Here is a 22,909-nt window from a genome sequence, read left to right on the forward strand (position 1 = left end):
AAATTCCTACTCAATCATTTTCTCTTTAATTAAAATCTTGATTTATTATACTTCAAAACATATTTGTTATTGTAGTGAAAAAAAATAGCGTTAATTATTCATTAACGCTCAGTCGATTCACTTTCACTGAATTACATAACTTTTTTTACTTACCGTATGCGCCGAAAAATAACCTAAAGCTCCATTGCTGATATTACTCGGTGGATTAGATGGCGTAACACCGCCGCCTGGACCGCCACCGTCTATAATCTGTAGCAATGCAGAAAAATAAGTATAAACATTTAAATCAATGCACTGCATTTCTACATAAATAGTATCTCCTACTTTGGTTTTTTCACCTTCTCCATCCTCATCGTCATTCGGGAGCAGTAGAGGCCTTTGGTTGACCGCTCCGTTGTTCACATTATCAGAAAAAGCTTCAAAAATTTTACCTGAATTATTTACCTGATACGTAAAAAGATATCTATTACCTAGTGCCGGCGGATCTGTAAATATTGGAAGAAGTGTGTACGACAATTCACCTGCTACCATGAAAGAGTCCTGCTGTAAATCATCAAGTACTACAGGTTCCGGCATTTTACTTTGTGCTGTATACTCTTTACCTTCCGCTGTAATTTTAAGAGTGTACGTTCTACCTGCAACTGCTGAAAAAGAATTGGTTTCGTAAAATCCATCACCAATGTACTTCAAAGTTTCTGTCTGTCCGGTATTATCACTCAAAACCACTGTTGCATCAGCGATTAGTGGATAGGTATTATCTTCAGTGAAGGCAACTGATTTTGTGATTTTCACATAATATGGTCCTGCCAGATTGGTCACATTAGCTTCGATGACAATATTTCCACTTTGGTCATCTAAATCTAAATCGATTTCTTTCTCACAACTCGCAAATAAAAACAGGGATATGATGATTAAAAATATATTTTTCATAGAATTTAAAATTTGAAGTTATACGTTATGTTCGGGACAAATTTGAAGAGTGAAGTCTGCATCGCACGAGTAGTTCCGGGTTTGTCGGGGTTATCTTCAAACGCAATCGTATAAGCATTTTCTCTTCCATACACATTATAAATTCCGAAAGACCAAGAGCTTTTCCAACGCTTGTTTTTATTGGGTTCGTACGTTGCGCTCAAATCCATTCTGTGGTAAGCAGGCATTCTGTCTGCATTACGTTTGCTGTACTGAAAAATTGTTTGACCCTGCAATTCATATTTTCCGGTCGGGAAAGTCACTGCATTTCCTGTGCTGTACAGAAACAATCCCGAGAAAGACCATTTTTGATTCAGCTCATAGGTTGCAACCACCGATAAATCATGGGTTTTATCCTGTCTTGCGTTGTACCAATCGTTATCGTTGATTCCGTTTATTTTTCTTTCTGTTTTTGAGAGAGTGTAGGAAATCCAGCCGGTCAGTTTTCCGCTTTTCTTTTTTGCAATGATTTCTAAACCATAGGCTCTTCCTTTTCCAAATAACAATTCGCCTTCCACATCAGCTGCAGCATCGAAAGTAATTTCGGCACCGTTTTTAAAATCAATTTGATTCTGCATTGATTTATAATAAATTTCTGCATTGATTTCGTAATTATTGTTATTGAAATTTCTGCTGTATCCAGCACTGATTTGGTCTGCAATTTCTGGCTTTACCGAGTAACTGCTTCCAATCCACTGATCTGTAGGGTTTCCACTGCTGCTGTTGCTCAGCAAGTGAAGATTCTGAGTATTTCTGGCATATCCACCTTTGATGCTGCTCACCTCATTGATTCTGTAGTTGGCAGTAATTCTTGGTTCCAAATTAACATAGGTTTTTCCGAATTTTCCTTTTTCTAAAAACTCGCTATCAACTAAAACTCCGTTGTCATATGTATTAAAAGTATCTCCACCTAAAACACTGAACATCGACAATCTCAAACCATAATTCACCGTTAGCTTTTCTGTGGCTTTAAAATCATCATTGATGTATACTGCATTTTCCCAGGAGTATCTTGAATTTCTAGGAAAACTGCTCACACTCGTTCCCGAAGCGCTGCTTGGCGTAATCGTATGATAGATAGACTGTAAACCAAAACGAACAGAATGTTTATTCCCTGCAAACCATGAGAAGTCCTGCTTTAGATTCCAATCCTGAATCTGCGAATCTAAACCAAACGTATTGTCGTTGCTCGTAAGACTGACTTTATAATCGTAGTTGCTGTAAATAAATGAAGTATTGGAAAATAATTTACTGTTGATAATGCTGTTCCATCGCAAAGTTGCAGTGGTATTTCCCCAATCGGTAGAAAATGTGTTACCTAATCCTAAAACATCTCTTCCAAAATATCCAGACATGTACAGACGATTATTTTCGTTGATCTGATAATTGGCTTTTAAATTTAAATCATAAAAATAAAGCTTGCTGTCTTTAAAATCATCTGTTGCTTTAAGAAAAACATCTGCATAGGTTCGTCTTCCTGAAACGATAAATGAAGATTTTTCTTTCTGAATAGGCCCTTCCACGCTCAGTCTACTGCTGATTAAACCAATTCCTCCGTTGACATTGTAGTCTTTATTGTTTCCGTCTTTCATTTTCACATCCATCACAGACGATAATCTACCTCCATATTGCGCAGGGCTGTTGCCTTTAATGATGCTTGCATCTTTTAACGCGTCACTGTTGAACGTGCTGAAAAATCCTAAAAGATGTGATGCATTGTAAACGGGAGCTTCATCCAGTAAAATTAAATTTTGGTCGGTAGCTCCACCTCTTACACTGAACCCGCTGCTTCCTTCGCCATTGCTTTTGATTCCAGGTAACAGCTGAATTGTTTTCAAAACATCTTTTTCACCAAACAAAACAGGAAGTTTTTCTATGTTTTTAATGCTTAATGTTTCGGTTCCCATTTGGGCAGAACTCAGGTTTTTATCTTTCTTCACTGCAGAAATAATGACTTCGTCAATCTGTGTAGTTCGCTCTTTTTCCTGACTGAGAATCAAATCCAATTTTACATTCTGATCAAGCTGTACCGTTTGTCGGTAGTTTTCGTAACCTCCATAAACGACGGCAATCGTGTAATTTCCCTGTGGCAGAGAAAGCGAATAAAAACCATATTCATTGGCTGTGATATTAATCGTTGGATCTTCTTCTACTTTGATGGTGGCTCCTATAATAAGCTCACCGTTCTTTCCGTCTCGTACCGTTCCGCTGATCGTTCTCTGTTCCTGCGCATAAGCAGTAATACTGAAAACCGAAAGCCCGATGGTGGTAAAAATTCTACAATAGATTGCTTGCATTCTTCAATGTTTATTAAGAAAATAGTTTATTTGAAAGCCTAAAGATAAGCTTTTATTAAGTGGACTTGAAAGTGAATAAACGGATAAGTACGGTTAAAATTGTCTTTGATAATATGAAATTTTGTTCACAAAAAATCCTCAATCTGTGAAATTGAGGATTTTTATGATTTTAAACCAGTAGATGTATTACAAACCTTTAATATGTTTCGCCACCTTCTCCTCCAGATCTTCCAGATTAAAAGGTTTTGCAACGTAATCATCAGCCTGAGCACTTTGTGCCAAAGCCACAATATCATTATTGGCTGTTACGTAGATTACAGGAATATTTTTGTATTCTTCATGACTTTTCAGAAGTTTAGTTGCTTCTACGCCTCCAATATTTGGAATCCAGTTATCCATCAAAATGACGTCTGGCTGAAACGTTGAGACTTTCTGTATGATATCATGCGACGTTTCTGAAATCTCGACGTCATATCCGCCTTCTTCAAAAATGATGCTGATCACTTCAAGAATCACTTTATCATCATCAAAAATCAAAATCTTCTTCTTGCTCATATCTTTATTTATTTTATTTAAATGAAATTATTGTTTCGTTTGTAATTGATTTATTAATTCTGCCAGATCTTTAGGTTTAATTAAAAGATCATAAGCAACCTGTTCCATTGCCTGTTTTGGCATATAATCAACTTCAGCGGTTTCCGGATTCTGAATCCAGATTTTTCCTTTATTTTTTTTTATATATTTTAAACCTTCAACTCCATCTGCATTCGCACCTGACAGCAAAACTCCTACCACTTTTTCACCGAAGGTTTCTGCTGCAGATTTAAAAGTTACATCAATCGAAGGACGCGAGTAATTCATCTTTTCTGAACTGTCAAGTGAAACAGTATTTTTACTTTCAAACAACAAATGATAATCTGCCGGAACGATGTAAATCTCATTGCTCTGCAGTTCTGTTTTATCTTCAATTTCAATCACTTTCATTGAAGTAAATTGTTGCAGTAAAGCTGGTAAAATACTCGTAGAATATGCTTTTCTATGGACGACCAAAACAATTGGGAAACCCAGATTTTCATCCAGCTTTTTAATCATCTCCATAATCACCTGAAGACTTCCTGCAGATCCTCCGATGACGATTAATTCAGTATTGCTCATTTGTGTCTTCATGCCGAATTAATGATGATCTACTTTTTTCCAGATTTTCTGATCTTCAATCTGATGATATGATTTATCTAAATTGGAAAACCGTAAAGTTTCCTTGGAACCCAAAGCGAGATACCCTAAGTTTTCTAAACTGGCATCAAAAAGATTAAAAACTCTCTCCTGCAAAGCTTTGTCAAAATAAATCAAAACATTTCTGCAGATTATTAACTGAAAACTGTTGAATGAACTGTCTGAAACAAGATTATGTGTCGATAAAATCAATTTTTCCTTCAGGCTTTTATCAAATCTAGCACTGTCATAATTGGCCGTATAATAATCTGAAAAATCTTCTTTACCACCAGAAAGCATGTAATTCTCGGAATATACTTTCATCTGATGCATGGGAAAAATACCCGATCTTGCTGTCTCTAAAACCGAAGGATTGATATCAGTTCCATATATCAGACATTTATGATACAAATTAGCTTCTTTTAATAAGATTGCCATCGAATAGGCTTCTTCACCTGTGGAGCATCCTGCAACCCAAATTCTGATCAGAGGGTATGTTCCCAATTGAGGTAAAATTTCATCTCTCAGCTTTTTAAAAAATTGAGGATCACGGAACATTTCTGTAACATTCACTGTAATTTCTTCGATGAAGTGCTTGAGGTAATCCGGATCATTAATAATCGTATAACGCAATTCTGCAAAGCTCGTAAAACGGTCTATCAAACAAATACGGTTGACTCTTCTTTTGAAAGATGCCCTACTATACAAAGAAAAATCGTATCCGTACAGGTCGTACACATCTTTGATCAGAAATTCTATTTCTTCGTCCTTTACGATACTTGGTTCCAGCATTTAAGACAGTTTTTCTATGGCGATTAATAATTCATCAACATCAATTGGCTTTTTCACATAATCCTGAGCTCCTGCATCCAGACATTTCTGACGGTCTTCTTCCATTGCCTGAGCCGTGACCGCAATCACTGGAACATGTTTAATAGAAGGGGTTTGTCGAATAATTCTTACCGCTTCGTAACCATCCATTTCCGGCATCATCATATCCATCAACACCAAATCGATGTCAGGATTATTTTCTAAAATCTGAATCGCTTCCTGCGCCATTGTAGAAGTTTCCAACTGAAAACCTCGCGCTTTTAATGTTAATTTAAGAGCAAATATATTTCGTGGATCATCATCCACAATCAAAATTTTCTTTTTCATGAGAGAATCTGTCATTTAACTTTCATACAACCAAACACGCAATAGAGACAGCAACTGATCAATATCCACAGGTTTTGTGATATAATCTGAAGCGCCTGCCTCAATACACTTGTCACGATCACCGATCATAGATTTTGCAGTCACAGCAATGATAGGAAGCCTTTTGAACTTAGGCATTTTTCTGATCTCTTGTATGGTTTCGTAGCCATCCATATTCGGCATCATCATATCCATCAAAACTACGTCAACGTCAGGATGTTCTTTGATCTGTTCCAAAGCCTGAACACCGTCCATCGCCAAAACAACTTCCACTTTATATTTCTCTAAAGCTTTGGTCAATGAGAAAATATTGCGCACATCATCGTCGGTAATGAGAATTTTTTTACCACTCAAAACTTCTGTTAATGAACCTAAAGTTTTATTTCTAATCGTTTCTACAGAACTGCTTTTTTCCTCAACCAGATGCAAAAACAATCCGACTTCATCTAAAATTCTCTGATAAGAATGTGCAGTTTTAACAACAATAGAATCAGCATATTGCTTAATTTTAAGTTCCTCTGAGGTTGATAAATTTCGCTCCGTAAAAATAATAATTGGCAGATTTTCTAATCCTTCGTAACTTTTGATGGATTCGACAATTTTATAAGCATTTCTTCTATTCGCTCCTATGTCTAGAATCACGCAGTCTACACCATCGGTATTAAAAGCTCTAACGCTATCTTCAACATTATCTTCAACGGATAACGAAATATCAAAATTGCTTAGGAAATACGAAAGCGCACTAGCATGCTTAGCATTTTCTTCAACAATTAAAACTTTCTGCGGCGATTTTTTCAGGGCATCTTCAATTTTTTTGAAAACATCTGTCATCTGTTCCATTGCGACAGGTTTATTAATAAAATCAATGGCACCTTTCATTAAACTTTCCTGCTTTACATGTAGCGAAGACATCATGTGCACCGGAATTGGTTTTGTCTGTGAATTAGATTTCAACTCATCCATCACTTTCCAGCCGTCTTTTACAGGAAGCTGAACATCCAACAAAATTGCAGCCGGATGATATTGCATAGCAGCCGACAATGCCTGATCACCTCTTACCACAACAACTCCTTTGTAATTTTGCATTCTGGCAAATTTCAGTAGTGCTTTAGCAAAATTGGTGTCATCTTCAACGATAAGAATGACTTTATCGTCTTTTGAAATACTGTCTCGGTCGTCATCAACGTCTTCTGGAATTTCCAAATGATGAAATGCCACTGAAATTTCATCTTCTCTGTAATCAATTATTTGTTTAATCTCTTCAACATCTTCCAAAATAACCTCAACCAAATTCTGATCATAATTTCCTGCAGAAATTGTCTGATTTCCTTTCAGACTTTCACTCATTGGAATAATCAGACTGAATTCACTTCCTTCGTTGACTTTGCTTTTTAAATCTAAGTAACCGCCTAATAATTTGGCAATTTCTCTACTGATAGACAATCCTAAACCAGTACCACCAAACTTACGTTGTGTTGAGCCGTCAGCTTGCTGAAAAGCTTCAAAAATAATTTTCTGTTTATCTTCCGGAATTCCTATTCCGGTGTCTTTGACAGAGAATATGATGAAGTCCTTATCTTTTGTATCTTTTTTAATGTTTAATTCTACGCTTCCTTCTTTTGTAAATTTTAAAGCATTTGACAAAAGATTTCTTAGTACCTGATCAAGTCGTAAGCGGTCAACCTCAAGGTTATTAGCTAGATTATTTTCAATATTGATATTAAATTCAATTCCTTTCTCTTTAACCAAAGGATTCATTAAATTTCTCAAATCTTTTACTACTTCGTCAATGGCAACATCCTGATACTCCAAAGACATTTTGCCCGATTCTATTTTAGCTAAATCTAAAATTTCATCAATCAAAGTCAACAGACTGCTTCCGGAACTTTGAATTACTTTTGCCGACTCAATCTGATCTTCATTTAAGTTTTCATCAGGGTTTTCAGCCATTAAACGGGATAAAAGAAGAATTGAATTCAATGGTGTACGCAGTTCGTGTGACATATTTGCCAAGAATTCAGATTTGTACTGTGTACTCAAGGCCAATTCCTCAGCTTTTCGTTGAATTTCAATATTCCTTTCAGCAATCAGCTGATTTTTTTCTTCCAGTAATTTTGAACGTTCCTCCAGTTCAGTATTGGTCTGCATCAGTTCTTCCTGCTGTACTTTCAATTCTTCTTCCGAAGCCTGCAATTTTTGAGTCTGAGCTTCAAGTTCTGTATTCAGATTCTCAAGTTCAGAATGCTGCACCTGCAATTCTTCAGACTGTGCCTGAGTTTCTTCGAGTAAACGTTGTTCTTTTTCACGACCTTTTGCGGCGCGCAATGCGATGGCAATATTTCTTGAACTCTCGACAAAATAATCAATTCGGTCCTGATCGAAATTTTCATTTGAACTAACTTCTAAAACTCCAACCGTCAATCGGTCTGACATGACCGGAACTAGTAAAATAGCATTGATTTTGATCTTACTGCTTGCAAACGTGACTGCAAAATCATTTTCATCTAAGTCATTGAATGCTTTCGGCTTTTTTTGGGCAAAAACCTGTCCTACCATACCTTCTCCCGAATCGAAGAACTGCTTCATATTGTTTTCCAAACCGAAAGAACTGTTCAGTTTCAGCTTTCCGTCATCAAGCAGATAAATGGCACCGTTGATACAGTTTCCATAATCAATTAGTTGATTAAGAGCATCATTTGCAACTTGCTTTACAGATTTGTTTCCAACTAAAGATTCATTTAACAGCGCTAAACCTTTCTGTCTCCAGTCGCTTTTGTTGATTTTATCGAAAGATGTTTGAAGAGAATCTGTCATATGATTCAATGAATCTACTAAATCTCCTAAATCTCCCTCATAATCATCCGAAATTCTTTGGGTATAATCACCATTAGACACTCTGTTGGCAACCTGCTGAATAACGTTCACTCGTTTTGAAATTTCTAAATCTTTCGCCTTTAATTCTTTCTCAAGCTTATCTCTTCTGATTAAATCATTTCGCAGTTTAACATAGAAAAATATCGTCACGATCATTGCCGCAAGAGAGGAAAAAACGATAAAAAGTACGGTTGTATTCGATGATCTGTCCAGATCTTTATTCTTGTTCTCGAGTCCGTTTTCCTCAAACTGAACAAAATCCTGAACGAGTGAACGGCATTTGTCCATGTACAATTTGCTCATTTCAATCTGCTCCTGAGTCATCGAGATTCCTTTTCGTCTGTTGTCAACAAAAAATTTAAGGTTTTTGATGTTGGCATCCACATTTTTCTCCAAATCTTTTAGTCTGACTAATTGAGTAGGTTCTGTAATGTCAAGTGATTTTGCTTTTTTAATCGACTCAGAATATGCTTCTAAACTTCGTTTGTAAGGATCAAGAAAGCTTTCTTTTCCTGTTAACTGATAACCGCGGTTTCCTGTTTCTGCATCCAAAAGTGCGATGAGAACATCTTTCACGGCTGTTACCGATCTTCTGCTTTTTGAAACACTCTCGCGGTGTCGCATCTGATTCTGGATACTTAAATATGATGCGACCGAACTCGCAATTAAGATTAATAATGAAAATCCAATTCCAAACTGGAGATTTCTTATCACTTTTTTCGGCATAAAATTAATTTAAAGGTAGTGTGAAATAAAATGTAGAACCTTCTTCTACTTTGCTCGAAAGACCAATGGTTCCGTGGTGTTGTTTGATGATTTCTGAACAGATATACAGACCGATACCCATCCCCTGAAATTGTACCGAAGACTCCTCAACACGGTAAAATTTACGAAAAACTGCATCCTGTTTAAAATCCGGAATTCCAATCCCGAAATCCGTGACGCTTACTTTGACTTCATCATCATCTACAAATGTAGTAACGATGACCTGGTTATTCTCAGGTGAATACTTAATGGCATTGGTTAAAAAATTGATCAATACCTGCTCAATACGGATTGCATCAAAATCGATCAGTTGATTTATTTTTCCAATATGACGGTCTATTTTAACGTTTGGATTATCGTTGGTCTGCAGAATGGTATCAATCGTATTATTGATTAATTTTTCAAGATCTGCCGGTTTTTTGTTGATTTTCAGTTTTCCGTTTTCTATTTTGGAAACATCCAGCAAATCTGTGATTAAGGTATTTAATTTTTCAATTTGATCAAGAGCTTTTGTGACAAAAACAGCTTCCGTATTTTCTGTATTCAATTTCAGTTTTCGGTCGAGAAGCTGCATATAAGCTTTAATGCTCGTCAATGGAGTTTTCAGTTCGTGGCTGGCAATACTTAGAAATTCATCCTTTTCTTTCTCGACCTTTTTTTGGTCTTCAATATCTGTGAATGTTCCCACCCAGTTTTTCACCTTTTCGCTCTGATAAACTGGCGACATTCTCAAGAGATGATATCTGTAATCTCCGGAGTCTCTGTTTTTAATCCTAATTTCCAGCTCAAGCCCTTTCCCTTTTTTCCTGCATCTCTGAAACTCGTCTTCGATATTTAAATCATCAACATGTGTTTCCGGAAATTGCTGATCAGAAGATGAATATTCAAACCACTTTTTGTTAACAAAATTGACTTGTCCATTCTCGTTTAAAGTAAATGCAATCTGAGGCAAAGCTTCAAGCATCAGATGAAAGTGATCAATTTCAGACCTCATTGAAACCTGAGCTTCTCTTCGTCCCTTTACTTCAAGTTCCAGACTTTCCTGTGTTTTCTTCATTGCAAGATTATTCTCTTGCAGATTATAGAAGGTTTTCACTTTAAGCATAAGAATATCAGGATCGATCGGCTTTGTCACATAATCTATCCCTCCCGATTTGTATCCTTTGGTAATAAATCTTTTGTCAGTATTGACCGCAGATAAAAAGATAATAGGAATTTCTTTGGTTTTGCTGTATCCAGCAAAAGTTTCAGCAACTTCAAAACCGTCCATTCCGGGCATCTGAACATCAAGTATAATTAATGCATAATTATTTTTTAACGCTTTGCCTAAGGCTTCTTCACCAGAACCTGCAGTATCAACCTGAAAATCTTTGGATTCAAGAAGTTTTTTTAACGAAAAAATATTGTTTTGGTTATCATCGACAATTAGGATCATAAGACGTAAAATAATCTAGTAACAGGTTACACTTCATTAGCTACCAAAAATACTCACAAATTTTTAAAAAACAGTTGATTATTTTAAGAATATTGATCGAATAAATTTTAAGTAATTATTTTATTAACAGTAAATTAAAAATACCACAACAAGTAAATATTAAATCAATTGCAATCGAATTATAGATATATTTCATAAATAACAATCAGTCACACCATACCATAATTATACAAGTTGGCATGTTTTATTCTACATCTAAACTACAAATCTAAAATTATGAATTACAAAGAAGCAGTTGCACACAAAAAAGAATCTCTGAAAAAAGCAGACGAGTCACTATTAAAATTATATCATCTAGTCATTACCCCTGCAAATACAGAGGAAAGTTTTAAACACATAGAAGATTTCTCAAAAAACCCGAGTGCTTTCAATGATGAAAGCTGTAAAAAGTACTGCACCGACGATCAGTATGAAGTGGTAAGCTTCAAGAAAGAAGAATAGAAATTAAAAAGCAAAGCTTCTCATTATCTCATGAGAAGCTTTGCTTTTTGAAATAGAATACAGCTTTTAATATAAGACTCAAATCTGATTCGGTTAAACTATAACAATTGCCTCTATTCATAAACAAATCTGTTCAAAAATTAACTATCTTGTACTATCCTGCATGTAAAAATTTTTATTCGAAAAATTATCATACTTTTAAAAAGTCAGAAAGAATTTAGATTTTGAAAAATTGAAAAAGCACAATGCAATCGATTAACCTTATGGATCTAAAATAAGAAAGAATTAATTTTTATAATCAACAGATCAATGAATACAACGCCGTCCGGAAACTCATTTTCTTCTACTCCAAAAAAAAGAAACTACAGTTTTCCAATCATTCTGATTACAAGTTTGTTTTTCTTCTGGGGATTTATCCACAATCTTGATCCAATCTTGATTAAACATCTTAGAAGTGCATTTCAATTGAACCATTTTCAGGCTTCGTTAGTTGATTCCTCTGTTTTTGCCGCCTACTTTTTACTGGCAATTCCTGCAGGAATAATCATTCAAAAATATGGTTATAAAACCGGAATTCTTGTTGGTTTATTCTTTTTTGCGGCTGGCTGCTTTATGTTTGTTCCTGCAGCTAATACAATCAGTTATCCATTTTTTCTTGGGGCTCTTTTTATATTATCTTGTGGTTTGGCAATTCTGGAGACAGCAGCCAATCCGTATATCACCATCTTGGGCGCACCAGAAAAAGCAACACAGAGATTAAACTTTGCACAATCCTTCAATGGTTTAGCAGCATCTATTGCTCCTATTGTTGGCGGAATTTTCATCTTGGGTGAAGAACCAAAATCACAAAGCGAACTGGCAACACTTGATCAGGCTGCAAAACTGGCCTACATTCATGCTGAGACTTCACTGGTGAAAGGACCTTACATTATTTTAGGAGTGATTATTCTGCTGGTGATGTTATTATTCTTATTTGTAAAACTGCCTGATATAACAGATAATAATGAGAAATCAACTAAGAATTTCCTGCAAGTTTTACGAGTGAAAAATGTGGGTTGGGGTGTTTTCGCTCAGTTTTTTTATATCGGTGCACAAATTTACATCTTCAGTTTTCTCTTGGTTTTTGCTGAAGATGCTATTAATATGAAAGGTCAGGAAGCAAAATATTATGCAGGTATTGCCGGATTTTTATTTATGATCGGACGTTTTGCAGGAACCTTCCTGATGAAATATATTTCTCCGCAAAAACTTTTAAGAGTTTATAGCGTGATCAGTATCGCTCTCACAATCTGGGTGATTTTCGGATCAGGACATTCGACATTATATGCTCTGGTAGGCTTAACTTTTTTCATGTCCATTATGTTCCCAACTATTTTTGCTTTAGGAATTGAAGGAGCCGAATCAGATACAAAACCTGCGTCCAGTTTATTAATCATGTCGATTGTCGGAGGCGCCATTATACCACCTGTGGCCAGTAAAATTACAGATCTATCTGGAAATATTCATTTTTCCTATATCGTACCTTTACTCTGTTTTGTCATCGTATTTCTGTTTTCACTAAGGTTCAGAAATAAAAAATCTCTAATATAATTAATGCTAAAAATGAGCAATTTAATTTTAAAAATAAATCAAAAGGACAATGTTTTGGTCGCGCTTCAGGATATTCCTGCAGAAACTGAAATTGCCTTTGAAGGAAATACATACACTACTTTGGAAGCAATCCCTGCCAAACATAAATTCTTTATGAATGACATGAAACAGGGCGACGAGATCCTTATGTACGGTGTTCTTGTTGGTAAAGTACAGTACGACCTGGCAGCGGGAACCCGTATGACGACTGATAATACGAAGCATGCTGCCGAACCTTTTTACTACCGTGATGTCGACTATCAATGGACAAAACCCGATGTTTCAAGATTTTTACATAAAACTTTTAAAGGGTATCACCGTTCCAACGGCGATGTGGGAACGGCCAATTACTGGTTATTTATCCCGACTGTCTTTTGCGAAAATCGGAATCTTGATATTATTAAAGAGTCTCTTTATGACAGTTTAGGATATGCAGTTGACGCAAAATACAAAGACTATACCCAACAATTGGTGGAAGCCATTTCTAAAGGAGAAAATTTGGATGATCTTAATTTTTCACCGTCAAACATACCGTCAAAAGACAGAATTTTTAAAAATGTAGATGGCATCAAGTTTCTCAATCACAGTGGTGGTTGTGGTGGAACAAGACAAGATGCGGATACGCTCAGCAAGCTATTGGCGGCGTATGCAGACCATCCCAACGTTGCAGGAATCACCTTGCTAAGTTTGGGGTGTCAGCATCTTCAGATCGATAATTTTAGAAAAGATCTATACAATCGAAATCCTGATTTTGATAAACCTTTACTCGTTTTTGAACAGCAGAAAGCGGTCAGCGAAGAAACAATGATAAAGAATGCTATTTTCGAAACCTTGAAAGGACTTTTAGAAATTAATAAAATTGAACGTGAAGATGCACCGCTCAGCAAACTTTGTGTCGGTGTAAAATGTGGAGGAAGCGATGGTTTCAGCGGTATTTCTGCCAATCCGGCGGTGGGACATCTTGCGGATATCCTTTCAGTTTTGGGAGCAAAAGTTTTGTTAGCCGAATTCCCGGAACTGTGCGGTGTAGAGCAGGAACTTATAGATCGTGCCGTAGATCAGCCAGCCGCTGAAAAATTCATCAGATTGATGACGGAATATGATGATCTTGCCCACGCTGTCGGTTCAGGATTTTATATGAATCCATCGCCTGGAAATATTAAGGACGGACTCATCACCGATGCCATCAAGTCAGCAGGAGCAGCAAAAAAAGGAGGTTCCTCCCCTGTTGTCGATGTTCTGGATTATACCGAACCAGCGACCAAACCTGGGTTGAGCCTTGTTTGCACACCCGGAAATGATGTCGAAGCTACTACAGGAAAAGCAGCTTCAGGGGCTACTTTAATTCTGTTTACAACAGGTTTAGGAACACCTACAGGAAATCCGGTTTGTCCGGTCATCAAAGTGGCCACCAACACGGTTTTAGCTACGAAAATGTCGGATATTATTGATATTGATACTGGCGCAGTTGTGCGTGGCGAAAAAACCATTCAGGAAATGGGAGAAGATATTTTAGATTTCTGCATCGACGTTGCCAGCGGAAATATTGTTCCTAAAGCGGTGGCGTTGAATCAGGATGACTTTATCCCTTGGAAAAGAGGGGTAAGTCTTTAAGGGAAGAGGGAGATTAAAAGTAAAAAGAGCCAAGTGAAAAATATGCGGTCAACAATTCCCCTTCTTTGAATTTTTGCCGGGGTGGTTTTTACTGTTAAAATTATCCGGACTAAAATATACAGAACGATATTAAAAAAAATCTTTGCTCACTTTGCGTTAAAAAAAAAAATAATAACAAATTTTAATATAAAAATGTTTTCATTACAAAATAAAAAAGCCGTTGTGACAGGCGGAGGAAGCGGAATTGGACAAGCCATTGCGGTTCAGCTTGCTGCGAATGGTGCAGAAGTTCATATCCTTGAAATTACAGAACAGAATGGACAGGAAACTTTAGAGAAAATAAAATCTGCAGGAGGAAACGCTACAGTTTACGCCTGTGATGTTTCAAAACAAAAAGATGTTTTAGCTGTTTTTGAACAAGTTGGAGCAATCAATATCCTAGTCAACAATGCAGGAATTGCCCACATCGGAAAAGCAGATACGACTTCAGAAGAAGATTTTGACAGAATTTATAATGTCAATATCAAAGGCGTTTATAATTGTCTGTTCACAGCGATTCCACAGATCAGAAAATCCGGTGGCGGTGTGATTATCAATATGGCTTCCATTGCTGCATTGGTGGGAATCCCTGACCGTTTTGCGTACAGTACAGCAAAAGGAGCAGTGAAAGCAATGACTATGAGTGTGGCCAAAGATTATATCCGTGAAAATATCCGTTGCAATTCCATTTCTCCGGCACGTGTGCACACGCCTTTTGTGGATGGATTTTTACAGAAAAATTATCCTGATAATATTGAAGAAATGTTTGAGAAATTATCGAAAACTCAACCCATCGGAAGGATGGCTCAGCCTGAGGAAGTTGCCTCGTTGGCGCTGTATTTATGCAGTGATGAAGCTTCATTCATTACGGGTGTAGATTATCCTATTGACGGTGGCTTTACTACTTTGAACAATTAAAATTTGTAAATTAAGCTAAACCTTTGATTCGGGCTACACTACCCTAGCCCCGATAGAAACGGCATCCTTTTTTGTCATTGCGGTTGCGAAACAGTTCAACTTCTTTCTCAATTGTCCGCAATGACAAAAAAGATACAGTGGATAGCGGGATTAAGCTCCTAAAAAAAATATGTGGATTTAATTCTACAAACAAAACTTAACAATAATCAAAATATGAAATTAATAAAATTCGGAAAACCGGGACAGGAAAAACCGGGAGTCATTATTGATGATAAAAGATATGATGTCTCTCATCTGGTAAAAGATTACGATGAAAACTTCTTTTCCGGTGACGCTATTGAAAATTTAAAATCGGAGATAAATACACAGAATTTACCCGAAATTTCTGCCGATGAAAGATTGGGATCCCCTTTGGCCAGACCATCCAAGATCATCTGTGTAGGATTGAACTATAAAGATCACGCAGCAGAAACCAACGCTCCGATTCCGCAGGAACCGATTCTGTTTTTTAAGGCGACAACGGCAATTGTGGGTCCGAATGACGATCTGATTATTCCAAAAACAAGTACAAAAACCGACTGGGAAGTTGAGCTGGCGATCGTCATTGGAAAAAAAGCGAGCTATGTTTCTGAGGAAAATGCGCTTGAACACGTTGCAGGTTATGTTCTGCACAACGACTACAGCGAAAGAGCCTTTCAGCTGGAAAGAAACGGACAGTGGGTAAAAGGAAAAAGCTGTGATACTTTTGCGCCGTTAGGTCCTTTTATTGCGACGCCGGACGAGATTGAAGATGTTCATAATCTGCGTTTGTGGCTGAAGGTGAACGGAGAAATTTTGCAGGATGGAAATACTTCCAATCTGATTTTTGATGTGCCTTTTATTGTGAGCTACATCAGTCAGTTTATGACTTTGCTTCCAGGGGATATTATCAGTACGGGAACGCCTGCCGGTGTTGGTTTGGGGCAAAAACCTGAGCCTTGGTATCTGAAACCAGGCGATGTGGTGGAATTGGGAATTGATCGATTAGGGAGCAGTATTCAAAAAGTAAAAGCATACGATGAATGAAAAAATTCTGTCTCGCTCTCGACTTAATTGATGATCCCAAACTGATTGCTGAATACGAAAATCATCATCAGAATATCTGGCCAGAAGTCAGACAAAGTATTTTGGATTCCGGAATTATTGATATGGAAATTTATCGTTTTCAAAACCGATTGTTCATGATCATTGAAGCTGACGACAGTTTTTCTTTTGAGTCTAAAAATGATTTGGATAAAAACAATCCAAAAGTTCAGGAATGGGAAGAATTGATGTGGAAATTCCAGCAGCAGTTGCCCAATTCGAATGCTGGAGAAAAGTGGCGGTTGATGGACAGAATTTTCACGTTATAAATTAGATTTGAAATAAATGATTATAGATTCTCACGTTCATTTTTGGAATTTTAATCCGGTGCGCGATGCCTGGATTACGGAAGAGATGACGGCAATTCGGAAAGATTTTCTGCCCGAAGATTATTCGTTGCTTTTAAAAGAAAATCAGGTTGATGGATGCGTAGCAGTTCAGGCTGACCAAAGTGATGAAGAGACTGCTTTTTTGGTAGATTTGGCTAAAAAAAATCCGATGATTAAAGGAGTTGTCGGCTGGATTGATTTAGCTTCTGACAAACTGGAAGAGTCGCTTAAAAATTATCATTCTGAAAAATTGATTAAAGGCTTCCGACACATCGCTGAAGGAGAAGAACTTGGTTTTTTACTAAAAGAAAATGTTCTTAATGGAATTTCGAAACTTCAACAGTTTGATTATACTTTCGATATTTTATTAAGACAGGATCAGCTTTTAGATGCGGTCAAACTTTCGGAGAAACTGCCTGAGCAGCCGTTCATTCTGGATCATTGCGGTAAGCCTGATCTGAAGACCAAAAAACTGAAAGACTGGAAAGAAAATATTTCAGAATTGGCTCGCAATCCCAATGTCTATTGTAAAATTTCGGGACTTTTGACTCAGGGAACCTGGAATTTGGCTGATGAAAAATCCATTTTTGAAATTTTGGATTCTGTTTTTTTGAAATTTGGAATTAAACGATTGGTTTTCGGAAGCGACTGGCCTGTGATGTTGTTGGGTGGAAATTATGCTTTGTGGATAGAATTGATTTCAAAATATTTGACACAGTTTTCAAAAGAAGAACAGCAGCTTTTTTTCTCAGGAAATGCAGTGAAATTCTATAATTTATAAACCACAAATCGAAGATTCGACGGAGTCAAAAGGCGCAAAGGATTTTGAAACTTGAGTCACATTAGATTTAAGTTTAATATTTTGAGAATAATGTGAACACAGCAGTTTAAAAAATAATTACTTAAAAATTATAATAACAAAACGTAGTAGTCTTTGCTGAGTGAAATAGAAGATTTGACGTATTCAAACTCCCTTGCGAACTTAAAAATAGTTAGTAGTCAAAAAAATCTTTGCGCACTTTGCATCAAAAAAAACATTATGAATTTAAATTTAGAACATAAAATAATCATCATAAGCGGCGGTGCAAAGGGCATCGGAAACGCCATTGCGAAAATTTTAGCCGAAGAAAAGGCATTGCCGGTAATCATTGGCAGAAATGAAAATGATAATAAAAAAGCTGTTCAGGAAATCTTAGATAACGGAAGAAATGCCGACTTCGTAACTACCGAACTTTCACAACCCGAAGAATGTAAAAAAGCGATCGATGCAGTTGCAAAAAAATACGGAAAAATTGATGGAATCGTCAATAATGCAGGTGTGAACGATGGTGTTGGTTTGGAAAACGGTTCGTATGAAGGTTTCATTTCATCTTATCATAAAAACGTGGTGCATTATTATCTTTTGGTACATCATGCTCTTCCTTATTTAAAAGAAAGTAAAGGTTCAATTTTAAATATTGGCAGCAAGACCGCAGAAACCGGACAAGGCGGAACATCAGGTTACGCCGCTGCCAATGGTGCCAGAAATGCTTTGACAAGAGAATGGGCAGTCGAACTTTTGCCTTACAGCATCCGTGTGAATGCCATCATCGTTGCCGAAGCATGGACTCCACTTTACGAATCGTGGATTTCTACTTTTGAAAATCGTGAAGAAAAACTGAAAAGTATTACTTCAAAAATCCCTTTGGAAAACCGCATGACGACCTCAGAAGAAATTGCAAATATGGCAGCGTTTCTCTTATCTCAAAAGTCCTCGCATACCACGGGACAATTGATTCATGTGGATGGTGGCTATGTACATTTGGACAGGAGTTTGGGGTAAATATTTTTATGTTAATAATTATTTAAATATAATTATTGATATTTGAATAAATTAATCATACTATGAAAGATGATAATCAACATCAGTGTATCAGTAAAAGCAACTTAAGTGAGCAAACCGTTCAGAATATTAATAAGTTTGGACTTCAAGTGATTTTGGTTGGCTCCACTGATTATCTACCCTCATTTGCATACAGTATAGGTCTACAAAAATCTTATAATCATCCTGAAATAATTTGCTTCGGACTTCCTTCGAATCTAGCTCATGGAATTATAAATGATATTGCAAGAATTATAAAGAATGGTGAGAAAATCAACAGCAAAAAAATTTATACCAACATATTTGACAACAGTCGAGCTGTATTTTTAAATGTGGACAAGGTAAATATTCCGGATTATTTTGGAGCGTGTTTGAATTATTATGGCGACGAAAAGTTTGATGCTTTGCAACTTATTTGGACTGATAGAAATGACATATTTCCCTGGGAGGAGAGCTTTGAAGATGAATTTCTTTACAAACAACCTCTATTAGACAGAAATGGTGAATTCAAATTTTATGAGCCGAAAAATTTGACAACCTTCACAACACGACAATGGCTTGAAGAAAAGAAACCTATCTTGAGAGTCGTTCATGATAATGAAGGAGATTGGCAGTTTTTGACTGGAGACCAAATGCCGGAAGACATAAAAATTGTTGCTTTAGAACAATTGATAAAAAGTGATAAAACATTAAATGAGATTTTTGACCTTGACTACGGTGAAGAAGCAGAGAGAGAACACATTGGTGGAGAATGGAAAAGAAATCAAATGGAAACAGATGAGGAAAATTAACTTCTCAATGTAAAATTTATTTTATCTTAAATGAATAGATTTCAAATGAAATTGAGCATCATACAAATAAAAAAAGCGGAAGAAAAAATCTTCCGCTTTTACTTTATCTCAATCCGAAAACTACATCGTCTCCATCTTAAAGCTCATACTTTCAATCACCTTCAGAATCGCTTCAACTGTATCCATTGATGTTAAACAAGGAACACCGTTCTCAACACTCATTCTTCTGATCTGGAAACCGTCTCTTTCAGACTGTTTTCCTTTCGTCATCGTGTTGACAACGTACTGAACTTTTCCTTTCTGAATCAAATCGATTAGGTTTACACTTTCCTCTCCTATTTTGTATCCGATTTTGCAAGGAATGCCTTTTTCTTCGAAGAATTTTGCTGTACCCTCTGTTGCCCAGATTCTGAAACCAACTTCGTGGAATCTTGAAGCTAAATCAGCGGCTTCCTGCTTGTGCTTGTCAGCCACTGTGAACAAAATTGAACCGTGCATCGGAACTTTTCTTCCTGCCGCAACCAATCCTTTGTACAAAGCTTTTTCCAAAGTCGTGTCTTTTCCCATCACTTCTCCTGTAGACTTCATTTCTGGGCCTAAAGAGATATCAACTTTCGTTAATTTTGAGAAAGAGAAGACAGGAACTTTTACGAAAACACCTTGTTTATTTGGAACCAATCCGTTTTTGTAGCCTAAATCTTTCAGTTTCTGACCTAAAATTGCTTTTGTAGCCAGGTTTGCCATTGGAACATCGGTAATTTTAGATAAGAAAGGAACTGTTCTTGATGAACGTGGATTCACTTCAATCACATACACATTTCCTTCAAAAAGAACGTACTGGATATTCATTAAACCAATCACATTCAATCCTTTAGCCAATCTTTGAGTATAATCAACCAAAGTATCAATTTCTGCCTGAGAAACATTCTGTGGCGGATACACGGCAATCGAGTCACCGGAGTGAACTCCTGCTCGTTCGATGTGTTCCATGATTCCAGGAATAATTACCGTTTCGCCGTCGCAAATTGCATCAACTTCCACTTCTCTTCCCGTAATGTAACGGTCTACCAAAACCGGCTGATCCGGACTTGCATCTACCGCAAATTCCATATAGTGCGCCAATTCTGCTTCTGTGTAGACAATTTCCATGGCTCTACCTCCCAAAACGTAGCTCGGACGAACCAAAACCGGGTAACCGATCTCATTCGCAATCACAATCGCTTCTTCTTTTGAAGTTGAAGTTTTTCCTAAAGGCTGAGGAATTCCCATTTCCTGAAGGGCTTTTTCAAACTTATCTCTGTTTTCAGCTCTATCCAAATCTTCCAGTGAAGTTCCTAAAATCTGAACGCCATAAGCGGCTAATTTATCTGCTAAATTGATGGCCGTCTGTCCACCAAACTGTACGACAACTCCTTTAGGTTTTTCAAGGTCGATGATGCTCATCACATCTTCTTCCGTCAAAGGCTCGAAGTATAATTTATCTGAAATTGAGAAGTCTGTAGAAACGGTTTCTGGATTATTGTTGATGATAATCGCTTCGTAACCCATTTCTTTGATCGCCCAAACCGAGTGAACTGTCGCGTAATCAAACTCAACTCCCTGCCCGATTCTGATCGGTCCTGAACCCAAAACGATGATTTTTTCTTTATCGGTAACTACAGATTCGTTTTCTTCCTCATAAGTTCCGTAGAAATATGGGGTTTCTGATTCAAATTCAGCAGCACAAGTGTCTACCATTTTGTAAACCGGCACAATTCCGTTTTCTTTTCTGAAATTGTACACTTCCCTCTGCGTGGATTCCCATAAATGAGCGATATTCTGATCTGAGAAACCTAATTTTTTAGACTGAATTAAAATTTCTTTGTCAAATCTGTTTGCTGCAATTGTCTTTTCGAAATCAACTAATTTCTTTAATTTCCAGATGAAGAATTTATCAATTTTGCTCCATTCTACAATTTGTTCCCAGTCGTAACCTCTTCTTAAAGCGTCACAAATGATAAACAGTCTTTCGTCATCACAAACTCTGATTCTTCTTTCGATATCTTCTTCAGTTAAAGCTGCAGCCTGTTTTGTTTTTAAACCTAAATGTCTCAAGCCTGTTTCCAAAGAACGCACTGCTTTCTGTAGAGACTCTTCGAAGTTTCTTCCGATGGCCATTACTTCACCAGTTGCTTTCATTTGAGTTGACAATCTTCTGTCAGCCGTTTCAAATTTATCGAAAGGGAATCTTGGGAATTTAGTTACCACATAATCCAAAGCAGGCTCGAAACAAGCGTAAGTTTTTCCTGTAACCGGATTCATAATTTCATCTAAAGTCAATCCTACAGCGATTTTTGCAGCAATTTTCGCAATCGGATAACCTGTTGCTTTTGATGCTAATGCCGATGAACGGGAAACTCTAGGGTTTACTTCGATGATGTAGTAATCGAATGAATGTGGGTCTAAAGCCAACTGCACGTTACATCCACCTTCAATTCCTAAAGCCCTAATGATTTTCAGTGAAGCGTTTCTCAACAGCTGATATTCTCTGTCTGAAAGCGTCTGTGAAGGCGCCACAACAATTGAGTCACCTGTGTGAACTCCCACCGGATCTATATTTTCCATGTTACAAACCACAATCGCGTTGTCGTTTGCATCACGCATTACTTCGTATTCAATTTCTTTGAAACCAGCGATTGATCTTTCGATCAGACACTGCGTAACCGGACTGTATTTCAATCCTAATTCAGCAATTTCCTTCAATTCAGCTTCGTTGGCAGCGATTCCTCCACCGGTTCCACCCATTGTGAAGGCAGGACGAACAATTACCGGATAACCGATCTCGTCAGCAAAACGAAGCGCTCCTTCAACTGTTGTTACAATATCAGATTCCGGAACCGGTTCGTTTAATTCTCTCATCAATTCACGGAACAGATCTCTGTCTTCCGCTCTGTTGATCGCTGAAAGTGTAGTTCCCAAAACTTCCACTTTGCATTCTTCAAGAATACCTGATTTTTCCAGTTCTACTGCCATGTTCAAACCTGTTTGTCCACCAAGAGTCGGTAAAAGTGCATCCGGACGCTCTTTTCTGATGATGTGACTTACAAACTGAAGTGAAATCGGCTCGATGTAAACCTTGTCAGCGATTTCAACATCCGTCATAATCGTTGCAGGGTTTGAATTGATCAAAATCACCTTGTACCCTTCTTCTCTTAATGAAAGACAAGCCTGCGTTCCTGCGTAATCAAATTCCGCCGCCTGACCGATGATAATTGGGCCGGAACCGATTACTAAAATTGTTTTTATGTCGTTTCTTTTCATTTTCTTTTATTAATGTTGAACCTCTTCAGGTTCGTGAATTAATTATTTCTATTTTT

At 37.1% G+C, this 22,909-nt stretch carries 18 protein-coding genes; 9 read left to right on the forward strand and 9 right to left on the reverse strand.

Translation table 11 applies throughout. From position 1 onward, the window contains the following. Window positions 1-123 precede the first annotated feature (123 nt). The 8 genes from AR685_RS04055 to AR685_RS04090 all read right to left on the reverse strand — a co-directional run bounded on the left by AR685_RS04055 (window position 124) and on the right by AR685_RS04090 (window position 10,749). Window positions 124-930 carry a DUF4249 domain-containing protein gene (locus AR685_RS04055; RefSeq protein WP_047442960.1) on the reverse strand — a complete coding sequence of 269 codons (807 nt, stop codon included), beginning with the start codon at window positions 928-930 and terminating at the stop codon, window positions 124-126. A 5-nt stretch (window positions 931-935) separates the two neighbouring features. Continuing rightward, on the reverse strand, window positions 936-3,266 hold the full coding sequence (locus tag AR685_RS04060) for a TonB-dependent receptor (RefSeq protein ID WP_059123813.1): 2,331 nt from the start codon (window positions 3,264-3,266) through the stop codon (window positions 936-938). Window positions 3,267-3,452: 186 nt separating this feature from the next. Then, complete coding sequence (locus AR685_RS04065) at window positions 3,453-3,821, reverse strand: response regulator (RefSeq protein WP_047442958.1); 369 nt, start codon at window positions 3,819-3,821, stop codon at window positions 3,453-3,455. 27 nt (window positions 3,822-3,848) lie between these two features. Further along, on the reverse strand, window positions 3,849-4,433 hold the full coding sequence (locus AR685_RS04070; protein ID WP_185113235.1) for a chemotaxis protein CheB: 585 nt from the start codon (window positions 4,431-4,433) through the stop codon (window positions 3,849-3,851). A 6-nt stretch (window positions 4,434-4,439) separates the two neighbouring features. Beyond that, window positions 4,440-5,270, reverse strand: a complete 831-nt coding sequence (locus AR685_RS04075; RefSeq protein ID WP_047442957.1) for a CheR family methyltransferase — start codon at window positions 5,268-5,270, stop codon at window positions 4,440-4,442. After that, window positions 5,271-5,636 (reverse strand): response regulator, encoded by a 366-nt coding sequence (locus AR685_RS04080; protein ID WP_082002085.1) that lies wholly within the window; start codon window positions 5,634-5,636, stop codon window positions 5,271-5,273. 15 nt (window positions 5,637-5,651) lie between these two features. Further along, window positions 5,652-9,275, reverse strand: coding sequence for a response regulator (locus tag AR685_RS04085; RefSeq protein WP_047442955.1), 3,624 nt, complete (start codon window positions 9,273-9,275; stop codon window positions 5,652-5,654). A 4-nt stretch (window positions 9,276-9,279) separates the two neighbouring features. Beyond that, complete coding sequence (locus tag AR685_RS04090; RefSeq protein ID WP_047442954.1) at window positions 9,280-10,749, reverse strand: ATP-binding protein; 1,470 nt, start codon at window positions 10,747-10,749, stop codon at window positions 9,280-9,282. 276 nt (window positions 10,750-11,025) lie between these two features. On the opposite strand from AR685_RS04090, the gene AR685_RS04095 reads away from it, so the two are divergent. From AR685_RS04095 to AR685_RS04135, 9 genes are all read left to right on the forward strand, one after another. Then, window positions 11,026-11,250: a hypothetical protein gene (locus tag AR685_RS04095; protein ID WP_047442953.1), complete on the forward strand. Its 225-nt coding sequence runs from the start codon at window positions 11,026-11,028 to the stop codon at window positions 11,248-11,250. A gap of 309 nt (window positions 11,251-11,559) precedes the next feature. After that, the gene (gene fucP / locus AR685_RS04100; RefSeq protein WP_052187717.1) at window positions 11,560-12,840 is read left to right on the forward strand and encodes an L-fucose:H+ symporter permease; all 1,281 of its coding nucleotides are present in this window, start codon (window positions 11,560-11,562) and stop codon (window positions 12,838-12,840) included. Window positions 12,841-12,852: 12 nt separating this feature from the next. Continuing rightward, window positions 12,853-14,493, forward strand: a complete 1,641-nt coding sequence (locus AR685_RS04105) for a UxaA family hydrolase (RefSeq protein ID WP_047442952.1) — start codon at window positions 12,853-12,855, stop codon at window positions 14,491-14,493. Window positions 14,494-14,685: 192 nt separating this feature from the next. After that, window positions 14,686-15,450: an SDR family NAD(P)-dependent oxidoreductase gene (locus AR685_RS04110; RefSeq protein ID WP_059124134.1), complete on the forward strand. Its 765-nt coding sequence runs from the start codon at window positions 14,686-14,688 to the stop codon at window positions 15,448-15,450. A gap of 213 nt (window positions 15,451-15,663) precedes the next feature. Beyond that, window positions 15,664-16,515 (forward strand): fumarylacetoacetate hydrolase family protein, encoded by an 852-nt coding sequence (locus AR685_RS04115; RefSeq protein ID WP_059123814.1) that lies wholly within the window; start codon window positions 15,664-15,666, stop codon window positions 16,513-16,515. Beyond that, on the forward strand, window positions 16,512-16,841 hold the full coding sequence (locus tag AR685_RS04120; protein WP_059123815.1) for an L-rhamnose mutarotase: 330 nt from the start codon (window positions 16,512-16,514) through the stop codon (window positions 16,839-16,841). Before AR685_RS04115 ends, AR685_RS04120 begins: the two co-directional genes overlap by 4 nt. A 16-nt stretch (window positions 16,842-16,857) precedes the next feature. Further along, window positions 16,858-17,682 carry an amidohydrolase family protein gene (locus AR685_RS04125; RefSeq protein ID WP_185113236.1) on the forward strand — a complete coding sequence of 275 codons (825 nt, stop codon included), beginning with the start codon at window positions 16,858-16,860 and terminating at the stop codon, window positions 17,680-17,682. Window positions 17,683-17,940: 258 nt separating this feature from the next. Beyond that, window positions 17,941-18,723: an SDR family oxidoreductase gene (locus AR685_RS04130; RefSeq protein WP_059123816.1), complete on the forward strand. Its 783-nt coding sequence runs from the start codon at window positions 17,941-17,943 to the stop codon at window positions 18,721-18,723. 62 nt (window positions 18,724-18,785) lie between these two features. Continuing rightward, window positions 18,786-19,553, forward strand: a complete 768-nt coding sequence (locus AR685_RS04135) for a DUF4262 domain-containing protein (protein WP_059123817.1) — start codon at window positions 18,786-18,788, stop codon at window positions 19,551-19,553. 120 nt (window positions 19,554-19,673) lie between these two features. Here AR685_RS04135 and carB read toward each other — a convergent pair whose 3' ends face one another. After that, window positions 19,674-22,853, reverse strand: coding sequence for a carbamoyl-phosphate synthase large subunit (gene carB / locus AR685_RS04140; RefSeq protein WP_059123818.1), 3,180 nt, complete (start codon window positions 22,851-22,853; stop codon window positions 19,674-19,676). Window positions 22,854-22,909 lie beyond the last annotated feature (56 nt).

The sequence above is a fragment of the Chryseobacterium sp. JAH genome (genome assembly GCF_001507335.1).
GTDB lineage: Bacteria > Bacteroidota > Bacteroidia > Flavobacteriales > Weeksellaceae > Chryseobacterium.

Coding starts and splice junctions, on each gene's coding strand:
- AR685_RS04055 (WP_047442960.1), bottom strand. CDS start 930: ATGAAAAATATATTTTTAATCATCATATCCCTGTTTTTATTTGCGAGT.
- AR685_RS04060 (WP_059123813.1), bottom strand. CDS start 3,266: ATGCAAGCAATCTATTGTAGAATTTTTACCACCATCGGGCTTTCGGTT.
- AR685_RS04065 (WP_047442958.1), bottom strand. CDS start 3,821: ATGAGCAAGAAGAAGATTTTGATTTTTGATGATGATAAAGTGATTCTT.
- AR685_RS04070 (WP_185113235.1), bottom strand. CDS start 4,433: ATGAAGACACAAATGAGCAATACTGAATTAATCGTCATCGGAGGATCT.
- AR685_RS04075 (WP_047442957.1), bottom strand. CDS start 5,270: ATGCTGGAACCAAGTATCGTAAAGGACGAAGAAATAGAATTTCTGATC.
- AR685_RS04080 (WP_082002085.1), bottom strand. CDS start 5,636: ATGAAAAAGAAAATTTTGATTGTGGATGATGATCCACGAAATATATTT.
- AR685_RS04085 (WP_047442955.1), bottom strand. CDS start 9,275: ATGCCGAAAAAAGTGATAAGAAATCTCCAGTTTGGAATTGGATTTTCA.
- AR685_RS04090 (WP_047442954.1), bottom strand. CDS start 10,749: ATGATCCTAATTGTCGATGATAACCAAAACAATATTTTTTCGTTAAAA.
- AR685_RS04095 (WP_047442953.1), top strand. CDS start 11,026: ATGAATTACAAAGAAGCAGTTGCACACAAAAAAGAATCTCTGAAAAAA.
- fucP (WP_052187717.1), top strand. CDS start 11,560: ATGAATACAACGCCGTCCGGAAACTCATTTTCTTCTACTCCAAAAAAA.
- AR685_RS04105 (WP_047442952.1), top strand. CDS start 12,853: ATGAGCAATTTAATTTTAAAAATAAATCAAAAGGACAATGTTTTGGTC.
- AR685_RS04110 (WP_059124134.1), top strand. CDS start 14,686: ATGTTTTCATTACAAAATAAAAAAGCCGTTGTGACAGGCGGAGGAAGC.
- AR685_RS04115 (WP_059123814.1), top strand. CDS start 15,664: ATGAAATTAATAAAATTCGGAAAACCGGGACAGGAAAAACCGGGAGTC.
- AR685_RS04120 (WP_059123815.1), top strand. CDS start 16,512: ATGAAAAAATTCTGTCTCGCTCTCGACTTAATTGATGATCCCAAACTG.
- AR685_RS04125 (WP_185113236.1), top strand. CDS start 16,858: ATGATTATAGATTCTCACGTTCATTTTTGGAATTTTAATCCGGTGCGC.
- AR685_RS04130 (WP_059123816.1), top strand. CDS start 17,941: ATGAATTTAAATTTAGAACATAAAATAATCATCATAAGCGGCGGTGCA.
- AR685_RS04135 (WP_059123817.1), top strand. CDS start 18,786: ATGAAAGATGATAATCAACATCAGTGTATCAGTAAAAGCAACTTAAGT.
- carB (WP_059123818.1), bottom strand. CDS start 22,853: ATGAAAAGAAACGACATAAAAACAATTTTAGTAATCGGTTCCGGCCCA.